This is a genomic window from Colwellia sp. MB3u-45 (assembly GCF_014077005.1).
In the GTDB taxonomy this organism is placed as follows: domain Bacteria; phylum Pseudomonadota; class Gammaproteobacteria; order Enterobacterales; family Alteromonadaceae; genus Cognaticolwellia.
On sequence record NZ_JACGVC010000049.1, the window covers coordinates 19,904 to 45,435 of the forward strand.

The window sequence follows — 25,532 nt, forward strand, 5'->3', positions numbered from 1 at the left end:
TGTAACACAAAGCACGCAGGTAAAACGGCTAGCTAGCGATAAAAAAAGCCCCGAGAATTCGAGGCTTATATAGCTTGATTAAGTTAAATAATTATTCAACTTCACAGGCAAGGCAAAAGGAATAAATACCTTGCGGATCATTTAATTGTGCTAGTTGCTTAAGTTCAAGTGACAATGTGTTAATAAGACTAGTGAGCTTATTTTCACTGTAATGACTATCTGCTGGCGGGCCAAAAAATATTGACGCTTGCCCAAGCAAACTTTGTAAGAACAGCGCACGGGGGCTTTTTTCTTTTTCAATTAAAAGCCTATCGTAATCTTCTAAATTTGCCAGCTGGGCTGCTGCTTCAATAGCGTTATCAAGATCGCCCAAGGCATCAACTAAACCCAGTTCTAACGCTTTTGAACCCGACCATACGCGGCCTTGAGCGATAGCATCAACTTGCGCTGTTGTCATATTTCTATTATTGGCCACCAACTCAACAAAGTCGCGATAACCCCGTTCGATATTTAATTGTATAATATTAGCCATACCTGGGGTTAACTCACGTGTGATGCCAAAACCAGCAATATCTGTGGTGCCAACACCATCGGTATAAACACCTAATTTACTTAAGGTTTTTTCAAAGGTCATAAAAAAACCAAATATGCCAATTGAGCCAGTAATAGTCGTAGGTGATGCATAAATTTTATCAGCCGGGGCAGATATCCAATAACCCCCTGAGGCGGCATAAGTCCCCATTGAAGCCACCACAGGTTTGCCGGACGCTTTTAATAATTCGACTTCTTGGCGAATTATTTCTGAAGCGTATGCGCTACCACCTGGGCTGTCAACACGAAGTACCACGGCTTTAACATTGTCATTGTCACGGGCTTGGCGTAATAAAGCGGCGGTACTTGTGCCACCAATGGTACCGGGTTTTTGGTTGCCTGTTAAAATTGTGCCTTTGGCTACGATAACGGCAACCTTATTAGTGCTGATACTTTCCATTGAACTGTATGAGTTGATCAGCGTTAAATAATCATCAAATGCTATGTTTTTATAACCTTTATCGCCGTTACTGCCAACCACATTGATTAAATCTTGCTTCATCTGTTCTCGTGTTTTTAAGGCATCAACCCAATTGTTGGCTAAAGCATACTCGGCAATGTTGCCATTAGCTGCTTTTAGCTTGGTGACTAACACATCAATGTTTTCATCAAAATTACTGACTGCAAAGTTGCGCTGTTGGGCAACATCAATTTTATATTGCTGCCACAGATCGGTTAACCACAATTGGTTAGCTTCTTTAGCTGCAGCTGACATACTGTCGCGAATATAAGGTTCAACCGCAGACTTATAAGTGCCAACGCGAAAAATATGCTGGCTAATAGAAAGCTTTTCTAAAGCAGATTTAAAGTAAAGTTGATAACGTCCATAACCGTCTAATAACATCCAACCTTTGGGGTTAAGCCAAATATCATCGGCATAACTGGCCAAGTAATACTGGTCTTGGCTGTATTGTTCACCAATAGCGATTATTTTTTTACCCTGACTTTTAAATTCTGTTAAGGCTTTGGCTATATCACTTAGTTTGGTAATGCCAGAGCCTTGCATATTTTCTAGATCTAGCACCATCATACTAATACGGTCATCAGTTGTTGCTTGTTTAATGACAGATAATATATCAGTTAACAGCACTTCAGCGGCGGTATTAGGTTGTTCAAGTGCTTCGCTAATAAAAGCGTCCATTAGGTCAATGTCATGTTTTTGCTCAACAATATCACCACGTATATTTAATATCAGCGCTGATCCTGGTTCAACTGTAATATTTTTTTCATCGCGGGTAATAGCAATAATAAAAATCAATAGCAGAGTAAAAAACACTAAATTAATAATGATTTTTCGTGAGGTATTGAGCAAACTAAATAGCCCTAAGGTTATTCTTGCTATCGTACTTTTTTTTTCTTTCATAAAACGCTGTCTATAGTTTGCTTTAGTATTAGATAGCTATATGCTACTGAAAATTGTCTCGCTTAAGTAGTCGTTAATGTAAATATTTTTGTTTTTTAGATAATTGAAAGAAATTTTGGCTGATTACGTTCTACTGTACATATATCGCCGATCCGATTTATAAGCTATTTCGTATATAAATTAGAATAAAGTATTAACTTGTATTATTTTAATAACAAATTAATGCTAATGTATAAGATAACAAGGAGATAGCGTTTAAATGCACTAACAAGGTACTTAACTTGGTTGCCGTATTGAACAACCTATTAGTCATTAAACCCTAAAGAACGAAACAACAGGAATCTACAGTTTTATGAACGTTTTGGAATTTTTACATACTCGTCAGTCTAATCCTTATTTACATGGAAATAGTCCTGATGAGCACGCCATTAGTAATATTCTTAAGGCCGGCATGCGCGTTCCTGACCATGCAGGTTTAACACCATGGCGCTTCACTATTGTTAAAGATGATGGCCTGACAAAGCTCAGTAAAGCCTTCAAATCAGCGGCTATCAGTGACGGCGGCGATGAAATTAAAGTAGAAAAAGCAGCTAAAATGCCTTTTCGTGCGCCTTTAATTATTGTGATTAGTACTAAGTTTCATCAACACGTTAAAGTGCCAAAACAAGAACAGTTAATAGCGGCAGGGTGTACAGTGCATGCAATGCAGATGGCAGCCACCACTTTAGATCTAGGTGCTGTGTGGCGCACGGGTGAAATGAGTTACCATCCTTTAGTCAAAGAGCGTTTAAACATTGAGCTACATGAGGAAATTGTTGGTTTTCTCTATATCGGCGAAAAGTCGAAAGAATTACCAGTAAAAAAAGCTAGAGATTTCGACGATTACGTTAGCTATTTTTAATTATGCTTGTTGTTTTCGCAGCCGTTAATGGTTATCGAGCAAGCTCCTAGTCAAGTGTCTAATTAACAGTCTTATTGCTATGCGAATACAATAAGGCTGTCTATTTTTAAATATTTTTATTTCTAGCCATAAAGTGTCAACGGCTCTTAATACCTCGATAATTTACACCTTACTTTTTACAACACCGGCATTAATGTCATCTTTAGCTACTTTCATCCAATAATATAAATATCACTAGCTTTCGCTCCTGCGATAGTGGCATCAAGTAGCTAGTTTATTATCATCTTCACATCATAGTTTCAGGTATCTTGTGCTCTTAGGTTGTTTTACTGTCTAATTTAATTTTCATAAACCAAGCGCTAAGTTTATATAGCAGATAATGACCACTGCTCCAAAAGGTTAAAACAGCATCTAATACAGCGCGGCTATTCACTATGCTATGAACCATAGTGCAAAGCCAATCTCAATATTCTCTGTTCGTGCCATGGTATCAATGAGCCAGTCGTATTACACTAATCACCAGCAGATTAAAGCATAAATAATACCGTCAATAGGAAGATAAATGACCTTGAAAGTTGCACCAAGTAGCAAACTATTACGCATAATTTTGATTGATAGCTACTTTAAGGGGAGAAGGGTTGAGGTTGACGTTAGTGGCCATACTAATCTCAGTGGCACCAATGCGGCGGGCAAAACGACCTTTTTAAAACTGGTCAGAATATTCTTTGCTGATGCCCCCGGCGATGTCGTTAAAGTACGGGGTAAAATCAGAGAGTCTTTTGTAAACTATTACCTCCCTAGATTGACCAGTTATATTGTTTTTGAATATCAAACGCACTCAGGCATTAAGCAAGCCGTGTGTTTTAGTAAGAACGAAAGTATAAACTACCTATTTGTAGATAAGCCGTTTGAACTTGCCGATTACACGGCGGAGCCTTCGCCAGATGGCACACTAAATTTAATCCCCTGTACAAACATCTATCGCCATTTCCGTTTAAAGCAGGTGCCTGTTAAAGCAGTATCTTCGCCATCACATTATCAAAAAATTATTCTTGGTACAGCAGGATTTAGTGAGAAGGATCTGACCGAAGCAAAGCATAGGTTTTCTCTTGCCGCACCGGGCAAAAATTTATCAATGCTCAATACCGTGGTTGGTGCTGCATTAGAGCGCAACACGGACTTTAAACGTATTAAAGAACTGCTATCGTCTATTATGCTCAATGGTGGTAAAAATGAACTTGAGTTTACTATGGACGTAGCGAGTCTATCTATCTGGAAAACCGATTATAACGCGCTTAGGACTTACGATGATTTAGCCAGTAGCATATTACCCAAATTATCCAAATCTCTTTACACGGCAGAAAACTCTGAAGCCATCTTGGCTGAGTATAAGCACAACTTGTTAGCTTATACTGAACAATTCGATTATTCAGTTAAAGCGCTAACGCTTGAGCTTGCGGCATTAAATACGGAAAACTCGACTGCAAACTTAAAAACTTCAGATGAAAAAAGCAGCTTAGCCGATCAAATTAGTGACAATAATCGCATCGTTGACGGCGCCAAAAGACAAATAGAGACCATTGAAGCTGAAAAAATTTCCTGGGAAGAAAAAGATGTTGGCAGCTTAAAAAGTGACTATGCCAATATTGATCATTATCAAGCACAACTTGACAATGCCAGTGTTGAAAAAGCAAATTTACTTGACGAAGCTCAAAATATTACCGCGAAATTCGACAAACTTAAATCTAAACGACAAGCACAGTTTTATAACTTAAAAGATCAGCTTAGTAGCCAACTTAGCGTTGCCAATGCTGAATATAGCGAGATTACAGTAAAACAAAACAGGGTAATGAGCGAAGCGGGATATGATCTAAAAACCGCCATCTCAGAGAATGAAAATCAATTACAGCAACTTTCTGCCGATTATGAAAATAAACTCAGCCATTGTCATTTTAAATTACAAAGTGTTGATGTCAGTAAGGAAGCAAGAGCACAACTTAATCTAGCACAACAGGAGTTGCAACGGGCAAACGAAGCGCTTAACGCAGACTCAAGGCAAGCAATCGATTTTGAGCGTCAAACACAAAATAGTGCGATACAAACGGATAAAATACTCAGCGAAATGGCCGATACAGCCAACACAATAAAAACTCAGGTATCAGCAAAAAATGACTTAGAGCGCTTACTCAATCCGCAAAAAAATTCGCTGCATGAGTTCTTGGTGAACAATGTCGATGACTGGTCTGAAAGTATAGGTAAGTTTCTTGCACCAGCGGTATTAGCGTCAACCGATCTTAACCCTGATTTTAGCGCTGACCGCTCAAAAAATGACTTCAAAGGCTTAACGCTAGATTGGGCTGGTGTTTATAATGATTTTGCGAAAACAAGTGACACTATTAGCGCCGAAATTGAACAAATTGACCAGCATATTCTGCAATTAAATGAGACAAAAGAAAAACTGTCAGACAAAGTTAAAGCCATTGCCAACGAACAAAGTGCGCTGCAACAAGACCTTATTAAGATTAAAGCTAAAATAGCGTTAAAGCAGCAATTACTTGAATCTATTAATGCCAATATCAATCAGCTGAACATTGAACAAAAAAATGCCATTGAACAAGCTAAGTTAGTTTTAGAGACTGAAGCTAAAGCGCTTAACAATACCCTGAGTAAACTGGGTCGAGAAAATAAAGAGAAGCTAAGTCAGATTAATCAACAGCACTTAGACCGTATTCGAAGTTTACAAGAACAACATATGGGGCAAAATGTTGAGCTAGAAGAATTTATCAAACAGACAGAAGAAAAATCAAGCCAAAACACTACTGAATATAGCTTAGCGATTAGCCGCTTAGCCGCGGATGAAAAAAATCAATTAAATGATAAAAATATTGATACTGAATCACTAAACAAACTTGATAATGAAATAGTCACGTTAGAAAAACAACTTAGCCGATTAAAAAATGCTCCAGGTATCATTAGCAGTTATAACGCATTTATGAGCAACAGCTATAGCCAACTTGACAGCCTTAATGATAAATCGTTTAAGGCTTCGCAAGGGGTGACAAACCTGACTCAATCACTTACTGAACTTACTGACATGATTAAAGCCCGTAAAGCCGCTTTTATCATCAATCGTGAAGCGATTACCGGTAAGCTGTCAAAGGTTAGCCAACAGCACGAAATGGCCTTACGCTTAACCAACCGATTAGGCGAATTTGAGCAAGCTTTTGACACGGCACAAACCCATTCATTTGAAACAATTTGCGGTGAATTAGACAACATATTAAAAAGTCATCGTAAGGCATTAAAAAGCATTAAAGGCTATGCCGAACAAGTTATCTCCCAAATGAATATCCACTTGAATAGTGCGATAAAAAAATCCATCGATATGAAAAGTAATGCCTTGGAGATAGACCCTAATCTCAGGCTTATTTCAGATTATATTGTCAAAGAGTTACCTTTAGTCATTAATGAAGTACGTGATTTAATTATCGAGAATGCGGCACTACGGGGTATGGAATTATCTGGTTTTTATGATCAGCTCAAGCGTTATGAATCTGATATTAATGCTTTTAGTTTAAGAGTTAATAGCTACTTAGAGAAAAAAACTGTTTTTAGCGCCTTAGGTAAAATATCAATTAACCTGACACCTTTACTCGAATCTCACGAAGTATTCTCAGCCTTAAAATCATTTAAAAAAACCTATGAAGCTTGGAGTAAAAAAAATCAACAAAGCCTACCTCCTGAAAGTTATGGCGTTGCTATGTCAGAAGTTTTGACGAAATTTACCCATAACAAACTGGTAGAGAGGCACTCTAATTTATACGATATTTCTTTTGAAGCTGTCGTCAATAATGAAAGAAAAATCGCGCGTTCAGGTAATGATTTAAAAGACATATCTTCTAATGGCATGAGTTACTTAATTCTGCTGGCGTTTACCACTTCATTAGGCTCTATGATCAAAGGAACACAAGATGTTGATATTTTATATGGCGTTGATGAATTAGGTGAAATCTCAGTTGAAAATGTCGACTCACTATTCGCGATGTTTGATAAAGAAAAAGATACCATTTTTACCGCTATTCCTAATGCAGATAATAACTTCATGGGGGTTTATCACAAGCGCTATTTTATTAATAAACCGAAAAATAGGTTTGAACAAATCACCGCTAACGATGATCCTTTGCTTAAAGCAATAAGTGCCGCACAAACCAGTACAGTAGGTACCCCGTCATGATTTTTGATGAAGTGTTCACCAGCACAGTAGAGTCACTTTTAGCCGGTAAATTCATTTGTCCGATAACATACACTACAAGTTACGACTTTCTAAACTCAGATATCAACAGAGAGCGTGTCCAGACCTACTTGTATCAAACTGGTAAAACATTATCTCATATTGACCACGAATTTTATTATGCCTCCTACGAGTCTATGACCCCAGATAGAAGGCGATCGTCAAGAGCGGTATTTAAGCAAACTCAGCAAGAAATAAGGCCAGTCGTCGAGTTTCTAAGTTTAATGATGCGCGTGAGTAATGACGAACGTTCACTCTATACCGGAGATGAAATTCACCTAGCTCAAATTGTCAGTAAAATTGAAAACGATAAATCACTGTTAAAATCATTAGACCGGATCATTATCCAGATAAAAGGTCAGTTAAAAGGCAGTGTTTTTGATAAAACCAAACAATTGATTAATAGCCTAGTTAAAACTGAAATTTTAAAGCAAATTGAACCCAAGATAGATATCTATCTTTGTACGGGTAAGCTTGCCTACTACATTAACTTGATGGAATTTATTATGACTTATCAAGCTGAGAAATTTGATGACATTGACTTAGATGAGCCAGTACAGGATGATTTGATATAATGTCGGGTGCCATGAAAAAAATGTTTCGTATGCTAGCAAAACATGCGGCAACCATTGACACCATTATAACCGAGGGAGTACTTCCGCCTACTGAAGAAGCACTGAAAGGTTTTGATGAACTTCACAATTACAATCTGGCTTTTGAAACCGCATCAGGCAGTATAAGACTCAGCAGTGCTTTTCAAAATTTTTTAGAAAATGCGCTTAAAACAGAAAGAACACTGGCTATTAATTTGGATGTGGGCGGCTATTGGCGCAGTATTTTATTTAATATAAATCAACTAAACCACTCAAATACCCTGGGCGCATACAGTGACAGCGATATGTATAAAAGACTGGTCATTGACTCTATCTATCAATTACTCGATGGTATAAACAACAACATACAAGAATTAAGAAACCGTATTGAAAATCAATTTGGTTATGTGCATTCAATATCAGCAAAGCGTAAAGAAAATGAACAAGCCATTGCAGAAGCAAGAACCCTTAGACAAGCGTTAAATATTATTGATGAAACAGAACTACTGGAAAGGCCTATCACAGATTTACGACTGCGTTCCATTATCAATAACGACTTATTTGGTGGTAAACAAAGTGCGATTAAAGAACTCATTAACGCACTGACACTGATGCAAGCCTTGTTGATTGGCTTTAGAAAATTGGAAGGTAGAGGTAAACTGGTTAGGCAATTTAAACAATACTTTGACACAAAAACCGATCATGACTTTAGTGATCTTATCAGTGTTGAAGACATTAGCATGCCGCCAAACATCACCAACTTAGTTAAAGCAATGAACATTGATGTTTATCCTGATGAGTCGAGTTTACTAACCCGCAATGATTTAATCGATCTGGCACAATCGCTTAACTTAGAGGAAGGTGAACGGTTTAAAAAAGAAAGGGACAATAATTCTTCTCTTGATATGACACAAGACAATGTTGAAAAAGCAGTTGAAACACCCATAGGCGCAAAGTGGCTAGAAGATATACTGTTAGCGTTAATCAAAACGCCAGGTGATAAAGTCCTAGTGAATAACATTTACCAACAACTACAACCTGAATGTAAACCGCAATTATTTTTAGATGCTATCTATACTGAAATTTTAAGATTACCCGCGGAAAAAAGTAAGTTTTTCATCTTTAAACCCCTAGGTAACTATTCAAAATCATTTAACGGTAACTTTGATATTAAAGATATTTCAATACACTTCAATCATTAACAAAATAAGGCTTCAGCATGTTTGTAGCCTTATTTACCAACACTGTCAAAAATGGAAAGAAACGGCTTCACTCAAAAAATATATTACTTTGAAAAAGGCAATGAATTTAAAGCTGTAATTGGCTTTGCTTCGCTACCTATTATAACCAACAACTTTAGTCCGTTTAGCGCTGCGCTATCGATACGAAACCTAATCCAAAGTGTTAAGTCTCTTTAAAAGCTAATGTCTAGAATGTGCCTTCCTAACATTCCAGCTAAAAATCTTGCCCTATATTTTCTAATGAATTAACTACTAGCGTAAACGCTGTAATGCCCTTTTATATGGGAGTCAATATGATTTTTAGAGGTGCGTTACTAAGACGTTTTAGTAACACACCATTTATTATAATAAACACTAATAAAAACAACTTAACTGCCTGAATTTAATGTATTTTATTTATTTTTTTGTTCAGATTATATTACTGAGAGGTCTTAGTAACACGCCTTAATATACATCTGATTTAGCATTACTAGTTTCTAATGCTTTGAAAGTATGGGATATTAATGTTAATTTAATGTTACTTATGATACGTGTGTTACTAAGACGTATACATAATAAGCTGTTTTATTTCTAGTTGTTTTAATGCTTTTGAATAAACCTTAGTAAGCCATCAAGCCCTTATTTCAATTGACTTTTATCACCTTTGTAGTTTTAATGAGTCCATCATTCTTTTACGTACCCTGACTACATAATGTCTACATGCAAAATAACCAAGTCTTTTGTAGATAAACTTGTTCTTCCTGAAAAAGGACAAGTTTTCTATCGTGATTCTGAGCTAAAAGGGTTCGCTGTTCGTGTAACGACAGGTGGCAGTAAAGCCTTTGTTCTTGAAAAGCGTATCAACCGAAAGCTTAAACGTATTACATTAGGTCGCTATCCTGAAATCACTGTAGAAATGGCACGTAAAGAAGCTCTGAAATACTTAGGTGAAATTGCGACAGGCATTGACCCTATAGCCAAAAGACAACAAGCCCAAGCAGAAATGATGACGCTTTGGCAGGTATGGCAAGACTACCGAAAAATTAAGTGTTACCTAAAAGATAATACTTATGTTCAGTATGAAATGTATCTGAACGGTGAATTAAAAGATTGGAAGCAAAAGCGTCTTGTGGATATTTCTAAAGATATGATATCAACTCGACACGGTAAATTACTTCAAAGTCATAGCCCTTCATATGCTAATACAGCTATGCGTGTCTTGAGTGCTATTTATAAGTTCGCAAAGAATCAATATGAAGACAATAATGGTTTGAGTTTATTTCCTCATAATCCTGTAGAGCGACTAGGGCAAATGAAAGCGTGGGCAAAAGAGCCAAGACGCCAAACAATTATCAAGCCGAAACAATTAGCACCTTGGTACAGTTCCCTTCAAGAAATGAAGTTTAATACAGGGAGAGAATCGCATCATGTTGCTGCTGATTATATGGTGTTCTTGCTGTTAACGGGGCTTAGAAAAAACGAGGCCGCAACACTAACATGGAGCAACGTAGACTTAGATGAAGGTACCATTCATATTCCCGATACTAAAAATAAAGTACCGCTAACATTACCGTTATCTGATGTGCTTATTGCCATTCTTAATTATCGACTTCAATATAAAAGTAATGAATATGTTTTTCCATCCAAAAAAACAGGCTATTTAGCTTATGCTCAAAAAGCATTAAAATACTTAAATGAAACATCGGATATTAAGTTTAGCTTTCATGATTTAAGACGTACCTTTATCACGGTAGCTGAATCATTAGACATATCATCTTATGCAATTAAACGACTTGTTAACCATAAGAGTGGCTCAGATGTAACCGAAGGTTATATCATTGCTAATCACGACCGCTTGCGTGAGCCTATGCAACGAATTACTGATTTTTTTAAAGTGCATTGTAAAGTAGAGTTGAACGATTATGTATCAAGATAAAATACCGCAAGAAGTAATACAGTCACTTACCAAGAGTGAAAGGAAAGTAGTTGATAAGTCTGTTTTTGAACGAAAAAACTTATTGCCATTAACCTTTGCGCCAAGCGACATATTAAATGGTGTCTGTCATATTGCGCGAGATATCCTTAACGCAAGAACTAATGAGGACGTCATTACGATCTCAAAAGCAATAACATGGATGTTATATCAGGGTGACAGATTACTGTTTGCATTATTAAGGTTTGATGAAAGTGATCGAGATGTTTACGCATGTGAAGGACGAGATTTATATTTTCTGCATCATTATTTTGATTTATCGACACTCAATATTGAAGGCTTATCTTGGGCTGAAGTATTTGCCGTATTGGCTTTAATGCAGTGCGCTGAAGTACCAAATGAAATTGAAGAAGAGCTTGATAATGACCCTTTATCACAATCACTAAAACAAAGTAGCAATAATTTCATCCTCTTCCAACAGGCTGAAATTGCCGATACGATTGCGCGTGCAGAAGTGCTTGCAGATACTCAAATTAATCATAAAAAATTAGGGAGTGCAGGAGGTGAAGAAAAGGCTAAACGTATCGAGCCATTAAAAGTTGAGGTGATTAATCGTTATTTGAAAAACTACACAAGTTACTCTAATAAAAAAGCAGGTGAAATCATTGATGCTGAGCTTACTAATGAAAGACATTCACTTCTATTATTGTCAGTTGCGGAAGAATTAAACCTTCAATTTGCTAAATGGATTGGCGCATTTAGAAACGGTAAATGGAAAATGCCAATCAATAGTTAAAAATTCCTCTACCCCCTAGAGGAATTCCTGTACCCCCTAGCGCCATTCAAACACACTCAAGCATGATCAAAACTTTACTTGTCTTTTAAAACAACGAGTAAAGAACCATGCTAAAAAAACTATTAAATACAAAAGAAACGGCTGACATATTAAGTGTTAGCGAAGCCTTCCTTGAACGAGACCGATGGGCAGGTGCAAGAATCCCATTCATCAAAGTTGGTGCAAGAGCCATTCGATATCGTATGCAAGATATTGAACAATATATTGAAGATAATTTAAGTTATTCAACCAGTGAGGTTGAACATGCCTAAATTAACTAAAGAGCAGGTGCGTTTTTTAATTTGGTTGTCATGGACTGAAACACATTTTGAGATTTGCCGTGAAATTGGTTATTCCTATCGAAAAGTAAATGGCCTTAATACTTACGTTAGCGGTAATGGTGAGCCTTTCAAGTTTGATACACGTACCTTGAACAAGCTGGTTAACGAAAATCTTGTAACAAGTGAATTGGTTTTTCCTTTTGGCGTAAAACACGAACACTATTTTTTGACCGAAGCGGGTAAATTTTACGTGTCTATTTTAGCGATATCTAAATAAGCACATGGATATTTTCAAGGAAAAATTAATTGTTAAAGCAATTAATGATAAAGATACCTTTTTAGCCCCTTACTTAGCACAGGTGGATAAAGCGGATGCTCAGTTTATTACGAATAAGCTAACGCCTTTTTCTAACCTCATTAAAGGTACCATTTTAACGGCGGCTTTTAATAAACCGACAAACTATGACCGTAACAGGCATATTTTGGATACCTCAGCAAAGCTCGCCAGTTTTTTGCCTAAAAAATTGGCGCATATGTTCTTTTGCTTTGATGATGATATTAACGTCAAAGCGAAAGCTTGCGCGAATTACTGCCGACAAATTGTCATTGACCCAAAGAAAATTGCTTTCATTCATATCCACCATCGTAAATCCGTTAACGAAATACCAAACGAGACTATTTCCGTTAACGGAAACACTGAGCAAAATTATAGTGAAAGTGAGCGAAACAGTTCGCATGTACTAAGCGAAAATTCCGTTAACGAAAAAACGAGCAATAGCGAAATTCCGTTAACAGAGCAAAAATCCGTACTCACGTTTTTATCTCGTTACGTTGAGTCATATAAAATAAACCCAATTGAGTTAAACAAAACCATACAAATTTCAGGCTGCCTAAAGCGTTATGCAGATAATCGTTGGTGGTTACGAAAGTTTCGCAAACTTATTACCCAAGCAAACGAAAAAGCGGCAATTCAATTAAACTTTGTTAACAGTAAAAGACAAGTTTACGCGAGCAACATAACGACTAAAAACCGCATTGCGCAACGATTACGAAATGACGAACTACTCAGCTCAAGCTTTATCATTAACGAACAAGGTCAACGCTATTCTTTAAAGGATATATCAGACTTAAACGTATCAAACCCCAAAATACGAAAAGACGAATTGATATGTCGTGCAAGAGGCTTTGAAAATCTTGCTAAAGACTTAGGCCATGAAGCGCTATTTATTACAATAACGTGTCCTTCAAAATATCACCGTGCCTTTTCAAAATCAGGAGCCACTAATCCAAAGTGGCAAGGGCTAATGCCAGATGAGGCGAACGAGTATTTAAACCATCAATGGCAAAAGGCGCGAGCAGAGTTTAAACGGCAAAATATTACGCCTTATGGTTTTCGCGTGGTTGAGCCGCAGCATGACGGAACCCCCCATTGGCATATGTTGTTTTTTATTGAAGGCGAGAAACTACAAACCTTACAAGCAATTATTCGTCATTACGCATTAGAGATTGATGGTGATGAAAAAGGCGCAGCTGAAAACCGTTGCGACTTTAAAAAGATTGACCCAACGAAAGGCTCGGCAACAGGCTATATCCTCAAGTACATCGTTAAAAATATTGATGGTGAAGGAATAGGAGAAGATAAGTTCGGTAATGATTCGATACTCGTAGCGCAACGCATTGATGCGTGGGCTTCATGTTGGTGTATTCGTCAGTTTCAACAAATTGGTGGTGCCAGTGTTTCCGTATGGCGTGAACTAAGACGATTACGCACTAAGTTTATAGATAAAAAAGATGCGATATTAGAGCAAGCGCGTTTTGCTGCGGATAACAGTGATTGGCAAGGGTACACACTTGCGATGGGCGGTATTCACACCAAACAAAAAAACAGACCTCTGCAATTACATTACGACTTGAATATTAATGAACAAACAGGCGAATGTTTACAAAGCTATTACGATGGTGAGCTAATACTTAAAGTGAAAGGCTTATGGTTCGCAGGTAAAGCGGTTGTGACTCGTCATTACCAATGGAAAATAGAAAAAGCTTAATACGTATCAAGCTAAAGCACAAAGTCGCTCTAAATTTGACTCAAGGCTCATTTAGCCGTAAATCTGCGAACATAAACAACTCAAGTACACCGCAAAAGAGGCTTTAGCTAGAAATTAAGCTTTAAAGCCAATCGAAAATACTCCAATAATCACATTTTATCTTTTATTTAGTCGCTGCCAGAATGGCAAAGATGCTTTTACTTGGAGTTCTGTAAATAACTGTACTTATCATTAAACTACCGCCAGTTGACATAAAAATACACACGTTTCTCTTATATTCAGGAAAGCGCGGGATTTGCACACTTTGATCTAGAACCATACAAATGAATATTGTATTTATATATATCTAGTAATAACTTAAGTAGTTTGATACAAGTATTATAAATATTAAAGTGCGCGATTGCTCGGTAGAAAAAACCGTAATTTGCGCACTATTAAATTGTTAGGCATTTAGGAAATTATGGATAAGCTTCAGGCAATAATTCTAGGTGGTATCCTTGGTTTTGTTTTATCAATAATCAAAGATTATTTTTTCGCAAACAAGAAACAAAAAACTGAGCGCTATTACTTGGCAATAATTGTATCAGCCTCTTTAGAAAGATTTATATCAAAATGCTTAAGTGTCGTTTGTGATGATGGCGATTATGACGACAGAGGTTGTTTACAAACTAGAATTGCAACACCTCATTTTGAGCCTATGGATTTAGATGTATCATGGCAATCATTAGAAAAAGAATTGCTTTACGAAATCTTGACATTACCAGAGAAAATAAATGATGCGAACTCTCACATTTCTGCTGAAGCTGAATATGCGGCAAGCCCACCCGATTATGAAGAGTTTTTTGACACGAGGAAATTGAAATACTCCGTGTTAGGGGTAATAGCTTGCTCAATTGTAGGTAAATTACAAGCTTCTGCAAAATTGCCAAAGCCTGAATCAACAGAGTGGTCACCGGAAAAGGTATTTAACGAGCAAAAGGAAAAAGCGGTAAAGGCAATTGAGGCTGCCGAAAAACGCAATAGAGAAACTAATCAAAAGCTTTTTGGTACGGTTGAAAAAAATGCCTAAGTTACTTAAACGGATAAAAAACAGTTGGCTTTTTGCTTGTGCCTCGCTAATTTTAGCCAACTATTTTATTGCCGCTTAGCAAAGCGTTAGGCATAAGGAGAACACATGGAGTATTTTTTAAGTATCGTTTCTGGTGGGGCAAGTGGTGCGGCATTAATTTGGATGTTTAAAGGATGGATTTCTGAACGACTTAAACAATCTATACAGCATGAGTACGCAGAAAAGTTAGAAAGTTATAAAACTGAGTTAAATTCGAAAGTTGAAAGTATAAAACACGAGCATCAAGTATCCCAACTTAGAACATCCTTGTTCTTTGATCACCAAAGAGATGCATTTGCAGCATTGATTGCCAAAATCGCTCAATTGAATGAAGAATGGATGAAAGACTATGACCACGAAGTTGGATTGTATGCGCCAGTGCCTTTTAAGGGCTATAAAGAATTAGAAAACTTGTTATACACACACCAGCTTTTTTTAGATGAAGAATGTTTAATGGCAATGACATTAGCTATGAATTCATATTCTGGATCTTTTCCATATGATGATGGTAGTGGTGCACCACCACATCAAAATGACTCTAGACCCAAAGTAGCTTACATTGAGTATTTGCAACCTCGGATTGCTTCAATTTTCCGCAGTAAAATTGGGGTTCCTTCAGACAAACAACATTTGCATGATGTGGCAATTTTAGCAGCTATTGAGTTGGTAAATGGTTATCACTTTTTGGATGTAGGTATTCCTCCTAAAGGTACATTGTCAACGAAGCAAATTGATAATGCTTCTGATAAAGTAGCTTTAGGTAGAAAAAACTTTGACGAATTAATTAAATTGCTTAAAGATTTTGATGTTTATCTTGGTCGTGATGGTGGTTGGTTGCATGAAGCTCAGTTACAAATAAAACAAACATTGAACGTTTTGGAAAGAATGCCTACAAGTCTTTAAAACACGTCTAGAAACAGTTTGCTCGGTTCCGCTTCGCTTCACATTTTAGCCTATTAATGGGCCGTTATAACCTATTAAATATTCGTATATGGAAATTAAATTAAAATGAGTAATCCAAGAAAAAAATATTCAGATGCGCAAAACGTGGCATTACTCTCGCAAGTGAATAGGGTTTGTCCACTTTGTGCAGAACCTCTTTTTTATCAAAAGGGAGGGAGAAGTTACAAAAACTATGAAATAGCCCATATCTACCCATTAAACCCTACCCCTGATGAAATATTATTATTGAAAGGTGAAGAGAGATTAAGCTCTGATGTAAACGATGAGGATAATGTTATTCCTCTTTGTGAAATATGTCATGGTAAGTTCGATAAACCTAGAACAGTTGATGAGTATAGGGAACTGCTAAAGCTAAAAAAAGGCTTAATTGATCGAAGTGGTCAAGAAGCTATATGGAAACGATATGCGATTGAAAAGGAAATCGGTGAAGTAATTGAATCTATTTATAAAGCACCAGATTTTGAAAATGATACTGAGATTGAGTTTGATCCAAAAGAAATAAATAAAAAATTAGATGACACTATTTCTCAACCAACAAAAAGAAAGATAAAAAATAATGTCCGAGAATACTTCATGTTTATTAGTACCAAACTATCTGAATTAGATAATGCCGAAGGCGATTTATCAGAGATGATTTCGTTGCAGGTAAAAACGTATTATTTGAAACAAAAAAGAATGGGGCTTCAACAGCAAGCAATATTTGACAATATTGTATTATGGATTCACATGAAAACAAAACCTAAAACTAACGATGCAGCAGAGATATTAGCTTCTTTCTTCGTTCAAAATTGCGAGGTTTTTTAATGGCTTTTCCAAGCAAATTTACAAAGTTCGACAAGTCAATACTGGCTAAAATTAGTTGGCTAATTATTGATGATGTTGAATTTATTAAACTATCAGAGCTTATGAAATTACGATTGTCAAAATTCGAAGATATTAGTGAATTTATGCTTGCACTAGATGTGTTATTTGCACTTGAAAAAATAGAATTAAAAGAAAGTGAAGGACAAATTAAATATGTTAAATGAAATCCGTTGTAATAAGTTTAGAGAAAAGCTTATAACTTTTCATACAGGTTTAAATGTAGTTCTTGGTGATAATGCTGCTACTAACTCAATTGGTAAATCAACTCTTTTAATGGTTTTAGATTTTGTGTTTGGCGGAGAGTCTTTTCTTACGCATAACAAAGATGCTGTTTATGAGTTGGGAGATCAAGATTATCAATTTTCTTTTACATTTGATGGTGAAGATTATTATTTTAGAAGGGGAACCTTTAAACCAGATTTAGTATATTCTTGCACTAAAGATTACGATGAAATTGAGCCATTAAGCATTGAAGATTATAAGGCATTTCTAAAGTCTTCCTATTCTCTTGAAGATGTTGATTTATCATTTAGGTCTATTGTTTCTCTATTTTCTCGTGTTTGGGGAAAAGAGAACCTAGATGTAAAACACCCACTACATAGTTTTAAAAGCCAAAGTGCATCAGATTGTATTACTAACACAATTAAGCTTTATAAAAAATTTGACTCGATTAAATTGCTAGCTGAAGATGTAAAAAATAAGAACGAAGAAAAGCAAACTATTAGTAAGGCTTTTAAAGATGGTTTGATTTCAAAAAACTCTAAAGTTCAGTATAAAAACAACCTAGCATCAGTATCTTCTATAAATAATGAGATAGAAGAAATAAAAGATAACTTGAAAAAATATGCTGTCAATATTGCTGAGATTGCAAATAGAGAAGTAATGGAGCTTAAAGTTGAAAAAGACAAGCTATTATCAGAAAAGCTAAGTTTAGATACTCGTCTTCTACGAGTGAAAAATGATTTAAATAATAACAAGGGTCTGAAAAGTAAGCACTTATCTCCATTATTAAAATACTTCCCTAATGTGAATGTTAATAAATTAGAAGAGGTAGAATCTTTTCATTCTAAATTGACACTGATATTAAGAAAAGAGTTAAGGAGTAGTGAGGCTGAACTATCGGCTGTATTGGAGAGTGTTGTTGATGAAATTCAGGTCATAGATAGAAAGATTGAAGCAACAATATCTAATATCGATAACCCAAGTTTAGTAATAGATCGAGTTTATGAGCTATCCCAAGGTCATGCCACTGCGAGTAAAGAAATTGAATATTTCGAAACTGATGTACAAATTAAATCAGATCTAAAAGATGCAAAAGAATTACTTCTAGCAGAAAAAACCAGAATTTTAGCGCTAATTGAAAATGTTATTAACGATAAAAACAGAAAGAATGTTACAAAAATATATACCGAAGAAAGGAGATGTCCTTCTCTACATCTAGGTCAAAATAGCTATTCTTTTGAATTGATTGAAGATACTGGTACAGGTAAAGCTTATTCTAATTTAATCCTTTTAGATTTGGCATTTTTAGAAACAACAAAATTACCATTTCTAATACATGATTCAGTTTTATTTAAGAATATTCAGAATGATGCAGTTGCAAAATTAATAGAACTTTACGAATCAACTGGGAAGCAATCATTTATTGCAATAGATGAAATAGAAAAGTATGGGAAAGATGCGGAGCTGAAATTAAAAAGTAGAAAAGTAATATCTTTGGATAATGATAATGTTCTATATGTAAAAGACTGGCGTAAGTGATAAACGGTTATAACAATGTATTTAAACGGAACTAAAGCAGTGGGTTAGGTTAGGTTAGGTTTCGCTACATATTATGAACCACTATTTTAGTCCGCTTAATGCGGAGTTAACGATCGCCCATATTGCTACACATGCGCTACATAAAAAAATATAAAGTGAGTTATAGTGCTAGTGCATTGTTTTTAATGTGATTTTATTTTTATTAAATTGCATTAACAGGGCGTTGTTCGTCAGTACTAACAGGGAAGAACGGATGAATCAACATTCAATTAGTCGTCCAGATAATTTGCGTGATGAAAGTCATGCCAAAGCCATAGTGTATAACTGGATGAAACATGCTCAACGAGAGGCTGTTTCTAATCTTAAAAACCTTGGCGATAAGACATCTCAATCTCCAAAGGGAAAAAAATATAATTTAAATAAAATTATAACTCCTATTTTAGATGCTACAGATTCAGTGCTGGTTTTACGATCGGATAAAAAAATAAAGAAAACAATAAGACCAACTATTCCTCCTGTTATCAATACTGTTTATTTTGAATTGAGACAACGTATTTCTCATCCCGACATATCTAATGATTTCCAATATACTCCGCTTATATTCAACGACTTTGATACAAAGACTATGAAGCAACAAAAAGTTTTAATGTGTCTTTTAACCGATCATTTTCTTGCGAGGCTTTTAATGAGAACTGAAGCTAGAAATTTGAGAGGATTACTCGATGGCCTCATTACGTTAACCAATACACTCATGACAGCTATACCTAAAGATAAAATTCCAAAAACTGATTTTGTGGTGGTCACAGAAAATGAAATCATTCCTATGGTATATTTTGAAATGAATTCCTGTCCGACACTTAGGACAAAAACGTATATTCCTCGTATCGAATGGTTTGGCTCAACAAAAAAAGTGTGTGAGGGTATTATATCTCAGTTTTCATCAACTCATAATTGTTCATTAATCTACAGCAAAGATTTTGACAAAATGAAATTAGAAGCAAGATAGTAGAAGAAAAAAGTCATAGGTAAAATAACAGCCCATTGACTACATATTGTCTACATTATATTTTATTTTAAGTTTATGTTGTTGTTATTAATTGACTTTTAACTATATAAAAAATAATAAGCTGTTAGCTGGTAAGCAAAATTGGTCATATTCAAAACAACCTGAAGTTAAAACTTATCTTTTCAAATAACTCCCTAGGAGGGAAATATGTCAGAACAATCCGAACTAAAAGTTGCATCAAAAGAATCTGTAGCTCTTGAAATGGCAATGGATATTGCAAACAGAGAAAAATTCTATGATGATTCATCTACATACCGTAAAAAGCTATTAGATCTATATGCTGAGTGCTTATATGCAACAAATGGCTATAGGGAAGTGTAATTTACCAGCTAACAAGTTGCTCAAGCGGGACAAATAACAGTTGGCCGCGCTCGTGCCTCGCACAGTATAGCCAACCATTATTTGCCCCTTAGCAAAGCGTTATATTTTTATCGAATTAAGGTGTCTTAATTATTGATGAGTCGAAAAATGAGGATGTTTATTGGAGATTTATAAAAACATTAATCGCAATATATTTATCAATAGCGTTGCTTGAGCTTTCTGGTGTAGATGTAACAAAAGAAAATTTTTTCATTTGATAAATTTTCATTTGCAATATTAATTCTGCTTTCAGTGTGCATTTATACTTTTGATAATATGCTTAAAAGTTTTGTTAAATGGTTTAAACGCAAAAGTAAAACAGTCTTGAGCAATTAAAAATATAACAAGCAAATTAACAGGACTAAAAACAGTGGGCTGTTCGCTTCGCTCCATTTTAGCCCACTATTTGGGCGTTAGGCATTTAAGGTTTAGTATCATGTTTGAGAGCACGCAAAATATTTTGGAAAAAACAGAAGGTTATATTTTAAATCTTCCAAGTGATAATAAATTATGGAGTCTTTTTACTCGATACATTGTGTTTCCTTTAAAATATTTATGGCTAGGGTTAGGTGAATTTTTAAAACCTGCTTCGCTATGGGCTGTTATCGCATTTTTATTAATGATTGCAGTAACAATGGCAAAAAAAAACTTTGGAATTAATCACGAATATTCATTCTTGATGATAAATTTTTGTATTTATTTTCCTATGATCTTAGTTATTTTTGCAGTCCCAAGTACATATTCATATTTTGGGGTAAGTAGTGCCCATGTAAAAAAAACAACACAAATTATTGAAGCAGAAGGCATCGACTCAATAGATAAAGTTGAATTATTAGAGGAAAATATAGAGAAAATTTATGACAGAGTATGCTCTAGAGTCTTATTTTATAAGTGGCTTGTAGGTGCTTCTTGGACTCTTTATGTTGTTGTATTTAATTTTGAATTAAGATTTTTAATGAAATCTAGTGGGCAATCAATAAAAGATGCTATTTCAGAAAATATGCTCACATTTTTCCTAGTACTATTTTCCGCTATTGGTGCTTTGTTATTAGTTGTTGGGTATAAAAAAGCATCGGACTTACTAATTAAAAGTATTGAATTTGGATGTGTTGAGCAAAAGTACAAGCTATTAAAAATGCCTAACAAGCAAATCAACAAGGACTAAAGATTGGTGGCCATTGCTCTTGCCTCACTGATTTTGGTCACCAATTTTTGGTCTGTTATTTGGTCTGTTATTTGGTCTGTTATTTGGGCGTTAGGCACCTAAACTAGTCAAGGAGTGTCCACTCGATGTCTTCACCAATATTAAAAATAGACAACATCAAAAATATTGCTGTTTATAAAAATTTCCAATGGTCGAACTCAGTAAGAGATGAAGGTAATAACATTGCTGATTTTAAAAATATTAATGTTATTTACGGTAGAAACTATTCTGGGAAAACAACGCTTTCAAGAATCATTAGATCGGCTGAAATAGGTGTGCTCTCGGATAAGTACGTAACCCCTGAATTTAAGTTTAGCTTTGCTGATGGAAGCAATGTTACACAACATACATTAACGACACATAGCAATGTAATTAGAGTATTTAATGAAGATTTTGTCAGAGACAACTTACGATTTATCACTGATGATGAACAGACTATTAATTCATTTGCAATCCTTGGTGACGACAATGCTAGACTTGAGGAAGAAATAAAAACTAATGAAATTGAACTTGGGAGTGATGAGGATAAAAGTGGTCTTATTGGAAAATCTCTTGAGGCAAATGAAAAAAACTCTAGAGCAGAAAATGCTTATAACAGAAGATTATCTGCCTTAGAAAGTAAGTTACGTGACAAAGCAAACAAAGCAGGTAGCGGAATAAAGCATAACAAAGTATTTGGGAATGCCAATTACAACCTGATCAAAATAAAAATTGATATTCAGAAAGTTATTAAGGATTCTTATTCCCCTATTACGGATGAAAGTGTACTAACAAACCTTTCTCTTCTTAAGGAAGTCCCTAAAGAAGAAGTTAGAGAATCACCTCCTTTTAATCTTAAGTACTCCTCAATACTTTTACAGGCTAAAGAATTAATAGAAAAAAAGATTCAAGCATCTGCCCCTATACAAGAGTTACTGAATGACAGTGTCCTTGCTGCTTGGGTTCGGTCAGGACGAAAACAGCATGAAGATAAAAGAGAACAATGCGCATTTTGTGGGAATGATTTGCCACCAGAACTTTGGGATAAATTAGATAAACATTTCAATCAGGAATCTGAAAGTCTTCGTTCAGCTTTGAATAGTTTATTAGCTTCAATACAGAGAGAAAAAGACGGACTCCCAAATTTATTGAAAATTAATAATTCAGACTTTTATTCTAATTTTCGTGAAGACTTAGATATTTTAAAAGAAAATTATTCTGCGCGTACCGCAAGTTACCTAGCAACTATCGATATGATAGAAGTTCAAGTTAAATCCCGAATAGAAGATATATTTAAAGATGTATTATTTGAAGAGCCTATTACCGTAGAGATTGAATTGAATAATATTAGGACTTCATTCGAGGAATACCGATATAAAGCAAATCAATCAACCTCATCATTAAGTAGCGAGCAGTTTAAAGCACGTGACGCTCTACGATTACACGAAGTATTTACGTTTATCAACGATATAACCTATGTTGATGAATGCGAGGCAATAGAAAAAATCAAAGAAGATAAAACGACAGCTCTTAGATTGAAAATAGCTAAAAATGCAGAGGTCAGTGCCAAAAGAAAGAAGATAAGTAGTTTAAAAGCTCAACTAAAAGATGAAAGTAAGGGCGCGGATCAAGTAAATGAATATCTAAATGATTTTTTTGGGCATCAATCACTTTCTTTAAAAGCTATTGAGGAAACATCTCCTCTTGTTCGTACAGGGTATCGATTTGAAGTAACTCGTAATGATCAAAAAGCTTACCATCTCAGTGAAGGGGAGTGTAGTTTAATCGCTTTCTGCTACTTTATGGCGAAACTTAAAGATATAGAGACTAAAGGTAATCAGCCTATTATTTGGATAGATGATCCTATTTCAAGTCTGGATGCAAATCATATTTTCTTTGTCTACAGCCTGATTAATGCTGAAATTGTCACATCAGAAAAATATGACGATGCAGGCGAGGTTAAAGAGAGAAATCGTTTTGAGCAATTGTTCATTTCAACGCATAATTTAGATTTTTTAAAATACCTTAAACGACTTCCCGGTGCATCAAATAAAAATAAATCACAATATTTCATAATTAATAGAGCAGATCAAACCAGTGATATTTCTTTAATGCCTAAATATTTGAAAGAGTATGTAACGGAGTTTAATTTTTTATTCCATCAGATTCATAAGTGTGCAGCTATAACTGCAATAAACGATGATAACTACACAACATTCTATAACTTTGGGAATAACGCTAGAAAGTTTTTTGAGATATATCTGTATTACAAATATCCTGATCAAGGTATGAACCCGACAACTTTGAAATCATTTTTCGGAGAAGAAAGTGTCCCTGCAATCCTCAGCGATAGAATTAATAACGAGTATTCTCATTTAGCAGGTGTATTTGAACGTGGCTCAACACCAATAGAGGTTCCAGAAATGCATACGGCTGCTAAATTTATTTTGGATAAAATAAAACAACATGATCACGAACAATATGTGTCGTTAGTCCAAAGTGTTGGTGAAGTCAGTGCCTAACAACAAATTTAACAAGGACAAAAAATGCTCCTTCGTCGCTTATTTAACCAACTATTATTTGCCTCTTAACGAGGCGTTGAGGCTGTAGAATAACTAATTCAGCCAAAATCACTAAGTTTTTGTGATCCTGTATCGCGCTGTAGACTATTTACTCGATATAAGTAATACATTTGGTACCCCTATTTTTAGGGGGAATTCATAATAAACGAGTTATTCTACAAGCTTGTTATGTTTTTCGTTCAGTATGGAGATTGCGGATAATCAATGAGTAATTATCGTTATGACCCTGTTGTTACAGGTGTAATCATAGGAATAGGTGCATTAGTCCTTTGGTATTTTTCATGTCTAGCTATAGAGCAAAAATTAATTCCTTCAAGTTTTGATCATATCACTCGATTTTTTACGATATTAATAGCTACTTTATGCGGTGCTTTTGCGGCATTCAGATTTAATGCAAAACTAGAAGATAAAAAGCTATCTCGTGAAAATGAAATATTAGTTGATGAAAAAGTAGCAATCCTGAATAAAGCATTACTCAATATTGCTCTCCAACTAAATGTAATTGGAAACATAAAACGTTTGTTGAATCGTTATAATAATATTGATGAACAAGCTTTCAAAATGCCAGCCGAAAAGAACTTCAATGAGAAAGTTTTTGTTGATATAAATGAAATAGCCTTAATTTTAATTAATGATCCAATGCTCCTAATGGAAATATCAGTAGAACAAGATGGTTTTATACAAACTATTGAATCTCTTAAAGTTAGACACGAACATTACATTAACGAATTACAGCCAAATATGAACAAACAAGGATTACTTGATCGCAAGAGTAATACGGATGAATATGAAGAATTATTACCTTACCATGTATTCAAAGGAGCTTATGATTCGGTTAAGGTTTTAATACACAACGTTCAAGAGAGTGAAAAAGGCTTAGAAGGTAAGTTTGATAAACTTAGGGTTTCATGTAAAAAATACTTTCCTCAACACCAATTTATGGAATTAGAAAAACATAACAAGAACTTCAAACGGAATAAAGCAGTTGGTTAGGTTCCGCTTTTCTACACATTTTAACCAACTATTTTTGTCCGATTAAGTGGGCGTTGGTAAATAATTAAACTTGGCAAAATAAAATGAAAAATTGGCAAATATCTACATCTAAAACAGTTAAAGAAAAAATTACAAATGCTATGAAAAATGAAGTTAGTAAAATTGCATGTGATTTAATCGATAACACTTTAAAGCCTAAACACATAAAACCAGAGCTAAATAACCCAAGTTTCAATAAACTTGTAGATATATTTATTAAATGGCGGGGAAGCTCACTGTATTTTTATGCTAAATATAAAAGCTGTGGGGAAGATGCTATTTCACCAATTTTTGAAACAAAATTTGCGAGGTTAGTATATGCGGGGGAGGATAAGTTTAACCTCTCTTATATGCGGCACAATGAGCAATGGCTTAATTTACATTCGAATTTTACTGGGCTGGAATGTTGCAATGCTATTGAATACGAACCATATTTCGTAGTGTAATTTGCTTATAAGCTGTTAAAACAGGACAAAATTTAGTTGGCTGTAGAATAACTAATTAAGCCAAAATCACTAAATTCTTTTGTTCCTGTATCACGCTGTAGACGATTTACT

The 25,532-nt window shown here is 35.2% G+C and carries 21 protein-coding genes; 20 read left to right on the forward strand and 1 reads right to left on the reverse strand.

Annotated elements, in window-relative coordinates; all coding sequences use genetic code 11:
- Window positions 1-91: 91 nt before the first annotated feature.
- Window positions 92-1,954 carry a signal peptide peptidase SppA gene (sppA, locus tag H4J41_RS11130; protein ID WP_182135744.1) on the reverse strand — a complete coding sequence of 621 codons (1,863 nt, stop codon included), beginning with the start codon at window positions 1,952-1,954 and terminating at the stop codon, window positions 92-94.
- A 352-nt stretch (window positions 1,955-2,306) separates the two neighbouring features.
- Here sppA and H4J41_RS11135 point away from each other — a divergent pair, with 352 nt between their 5' ends.
- The 20 genes from H4J41_RS11135 (at window position 2,307) to H4J41_RS11230 (ending at window position 25,421) form a co-directional block, all read left to right on the forward strand.
- The gene (locus H4J41_RS11135) at window positions 2,307-2,855 is read left to right on the forward strand and encodes a nitroreductase family protein (protein WP_182135743.1); all 549 of its coding nucleotides are present in this window, start codon (window positions 2,307-2,309) and stop codon (window positions 2,853-2,855) included.
- Window positions 2,856-3,417: 562 nt separating this feature from the next.
- Window positions 3,418-7,089, forward strand: coding sequence for an ATP-binding protein (locus H4J41_RS11140; RefSeq protein ID WP_182135742.1), 3,672 nt, complete (start codon window positions 3,418-3,420; stop codon window positions 7,087-7,089).
- On the forward strand, window positions 7,086-7,721 hold the full coding sequence (locus H4J41_RS11145; RefSeq protein ID WP_182135741.1) for a condensin complex protein MksE: 636 nt from the start codon (window positions 7,086-7,088) through the stop codon (window positions 7,719-7,721). The genes H4J41_RS11140 and H4J41_RS11145 overlap by 4 nt, the downstream gene beginning before the upstream one ends.
- A gap of 11 nt (window positions 7,722-7,732) precedes the next feature.
- The gene (locus H4J41_RS11150) at window positions 7,733-8,941 is read left to right on the forward strand and encodes a hypothetical protein (protein WP_182135740.1); all 1,209 of its coding nucleotides are present in this window, start codon (window positions 7,733-7,735) and stop codon (window positions 8,939-8,941) included.
- A gap of 730 nt (window positions 8,942-9,671) precedes the next feature.
- Window positions 9,672-10,895: a tyrosine-type recombinase/integrase gene (locus H4J41_RS11155; RefSeq protein WP_182135739.1), complete on the forward strand. Its 1,224-nt coding sequence runs from the start codon at window positions 9,672-9,674 to the stop codon at window positions 10,893-10,895.
- The gene (locus H4J41_RS11160) at window positions 10,882-11,688 is read left to right on the forward strand and encodes a hypothetical protein (RefSeq protein ID WP_182135738.1); all 807 of its coding nucleotides are present in this window, start codon (window positions 10,882-10,884) and stop codon (window positions 11,686-11,688) included. Before H4J41_RS11155 ends, H4J41_RS11160 begins: the two co-directional genes overlap by 14 nt.
- Before the next feature lie 107 nt (window positions 11,689-11,795).
- Entirely contained in the window at window positions 11,796-11,999 is a 204-nt protein-coding gene (locus H4J41_RS11165) for an AlpA family transcriptional regulator (RefSeq protein ID WP_182135737.1), read from the forward strand.
- Complete coding sequence (locus tag H4J41_RS11170; RefSeq protein WP_182135736.1) at window positions 11,992-12,285, forward strand: hypothetical protein; 294 nt, start codon at window positions 11,992-11,994, stop codon at window positions 12,283-12,285. The genes H4J41_RS11165 and H4J41_RS11170 overlap by 8 nt, the downstream gene beginning before the upstream one ends.
- A gap of 4 nt (window positions 12,286-12,289) precedes the next feature.
- Window positions 12,290-14,056 carry a replication endonuclease gene (locus H4J41_RS11175; RefSeq protein ID WP_182135735.1) on the forward strand — a complete coding sequence of 589 codons (1,767 nt, stop codon included), beginning with the start codon at window positions 12,290-12,292 and terminating at the stop codon, window positions 14,054-14,056.
- A gap of 460 nt (window positions 14,057-14,516) precedes the next feature.
- Window positions 14,517-15,125 carry a hypothetical protein gene (locus H4J41_RS11180; protein ID WP_182135734.1) on the forward strand — a complete coding sequence of 203 codons (609 nt, stop codon included), beginning with the start codon at window positions 14,517-14,519 and terminating at the stop codon, window positions 15,123-15,125.
- A 105-nt stretch (window positions 15,126-15,230) separates the two neighbouring features.
- Window positions 15,231-16,067: a hypothetical protein gene (locus H4J41_RS11185; RefSeq protein WP_182135733.1), complete on the forward strand. Its 837-nt coding sequence runs from the start codon at window positions 15,231-15,233 to the stop codon at window positions 16,065-16,067.
- Window positions 16,068-16,172: 105 nt separating this feature from the next.
- Window positions 16,173-16,931: an ABC-three component system protein gene (locus H4J41_RS11190; RefSeq protein ID WP_182135732.1), complete on the forward strand. Its 759-nt coding sequence runs from the start codon at window positions 16,173-16,175 to the stop codon at window positions 16,929-16,931.
- Entirely contained in the window at window positions 16,931-17,155 is a 225-nt protein-coding gene (locus tag H4J41_RS11195) for an ABC-three component system middle component 7 (protein WP_182135731.1), read from the forward strand. Before H4J41_RS11190 ends, H4J41_RS11195 begins: the two co-directional genes overlap by 1 nt.
- Window positions 17,145-18,752, forward strand: a complete 1,608-nt coding sequence (locus tag H4J41_RS11200; RefSeq protein WP_182135730.1) for a DUF2326 domain-containing protein — start codon at window positions 17,145-17,147, stop codon at window positions 18,750-18,752. Before H4J41_RS11195 ends, H4J41_RS11200 begins: the two co-directional genes overlap by 11 nt.
- 253 nt (window positions 18,753-19,005) lie before the next feature.
- Window positions 19,006-19,758, forward strand: coding sequence for a hypothetical protein (locus H4J41_RS11205; RefSeq protein ID WP_182135729.1), 753 nt, complete (start codon window positions 19,006-19,008; stop codon window positions 19,756-19,758).
- Between the two features lie 207 nt (window positions 19,759-19,965).
- On the forward strand, window positions 19,966-20,139 hold the full coding sequence (locus tag H4J41_RS11210; protein WP_182135728.1) for a hypothetical protein: 174 nt from the start codon (window positions 19,966-19,968) through the stop codon (window positions 20,137-20,139).
- A 475-nt stretch (window positions 20,140-20,614) separates the two neighbouring features.
- Window positions 20,615-21,343, forward strand: a complete 729-nt coding sequence (locus H4J41_RS11215) for a hypothetical protein (RefSeq protein WP_182135727.1) — start codon at window positions 20,615-20,617, stop codon at window positions 21,341-21,343.
- 125 nt (window positions 21,344-21,468) lie between these two features.
- A complete protein-coding gene (locus tag H4J41_RS11220; RefSeq protein ID WP_182135726.1) occupies window positions 21,469-23,883 on the forward strand; it encodes an AAA family ATPase in 2,415 nt (804 codons plus the stop codon).
- Window positions 23,884-24,147: 264 nt separating this feature from the next.
- Window positions 24,148-24,936: a hypothetical protein gene (locus H4J41_RS11225; RefSeq protein WP_182135725.1), complete on the forward strand. Its 789-nt coding sequence runs from the start codon at window positions 24,148-24,150 to the stop codon at window positions 24,934-24,936.
- 83 nt (window positions 24,937-25,019) lie between these two features.
- Window positions 25,020-25,421: a hypothetical protein gene (locus H4J41_RS11230; RefSeq protein ID WP_182135724.1), complete on the forward strand. Its 402-nt coding sequence runs from the start codon at window positions 25,020-25,022 to the stop codon at window positions 25,419-25,421.
- Window positions 25,422-25,532: the final 111 nt, after the last annotated feature.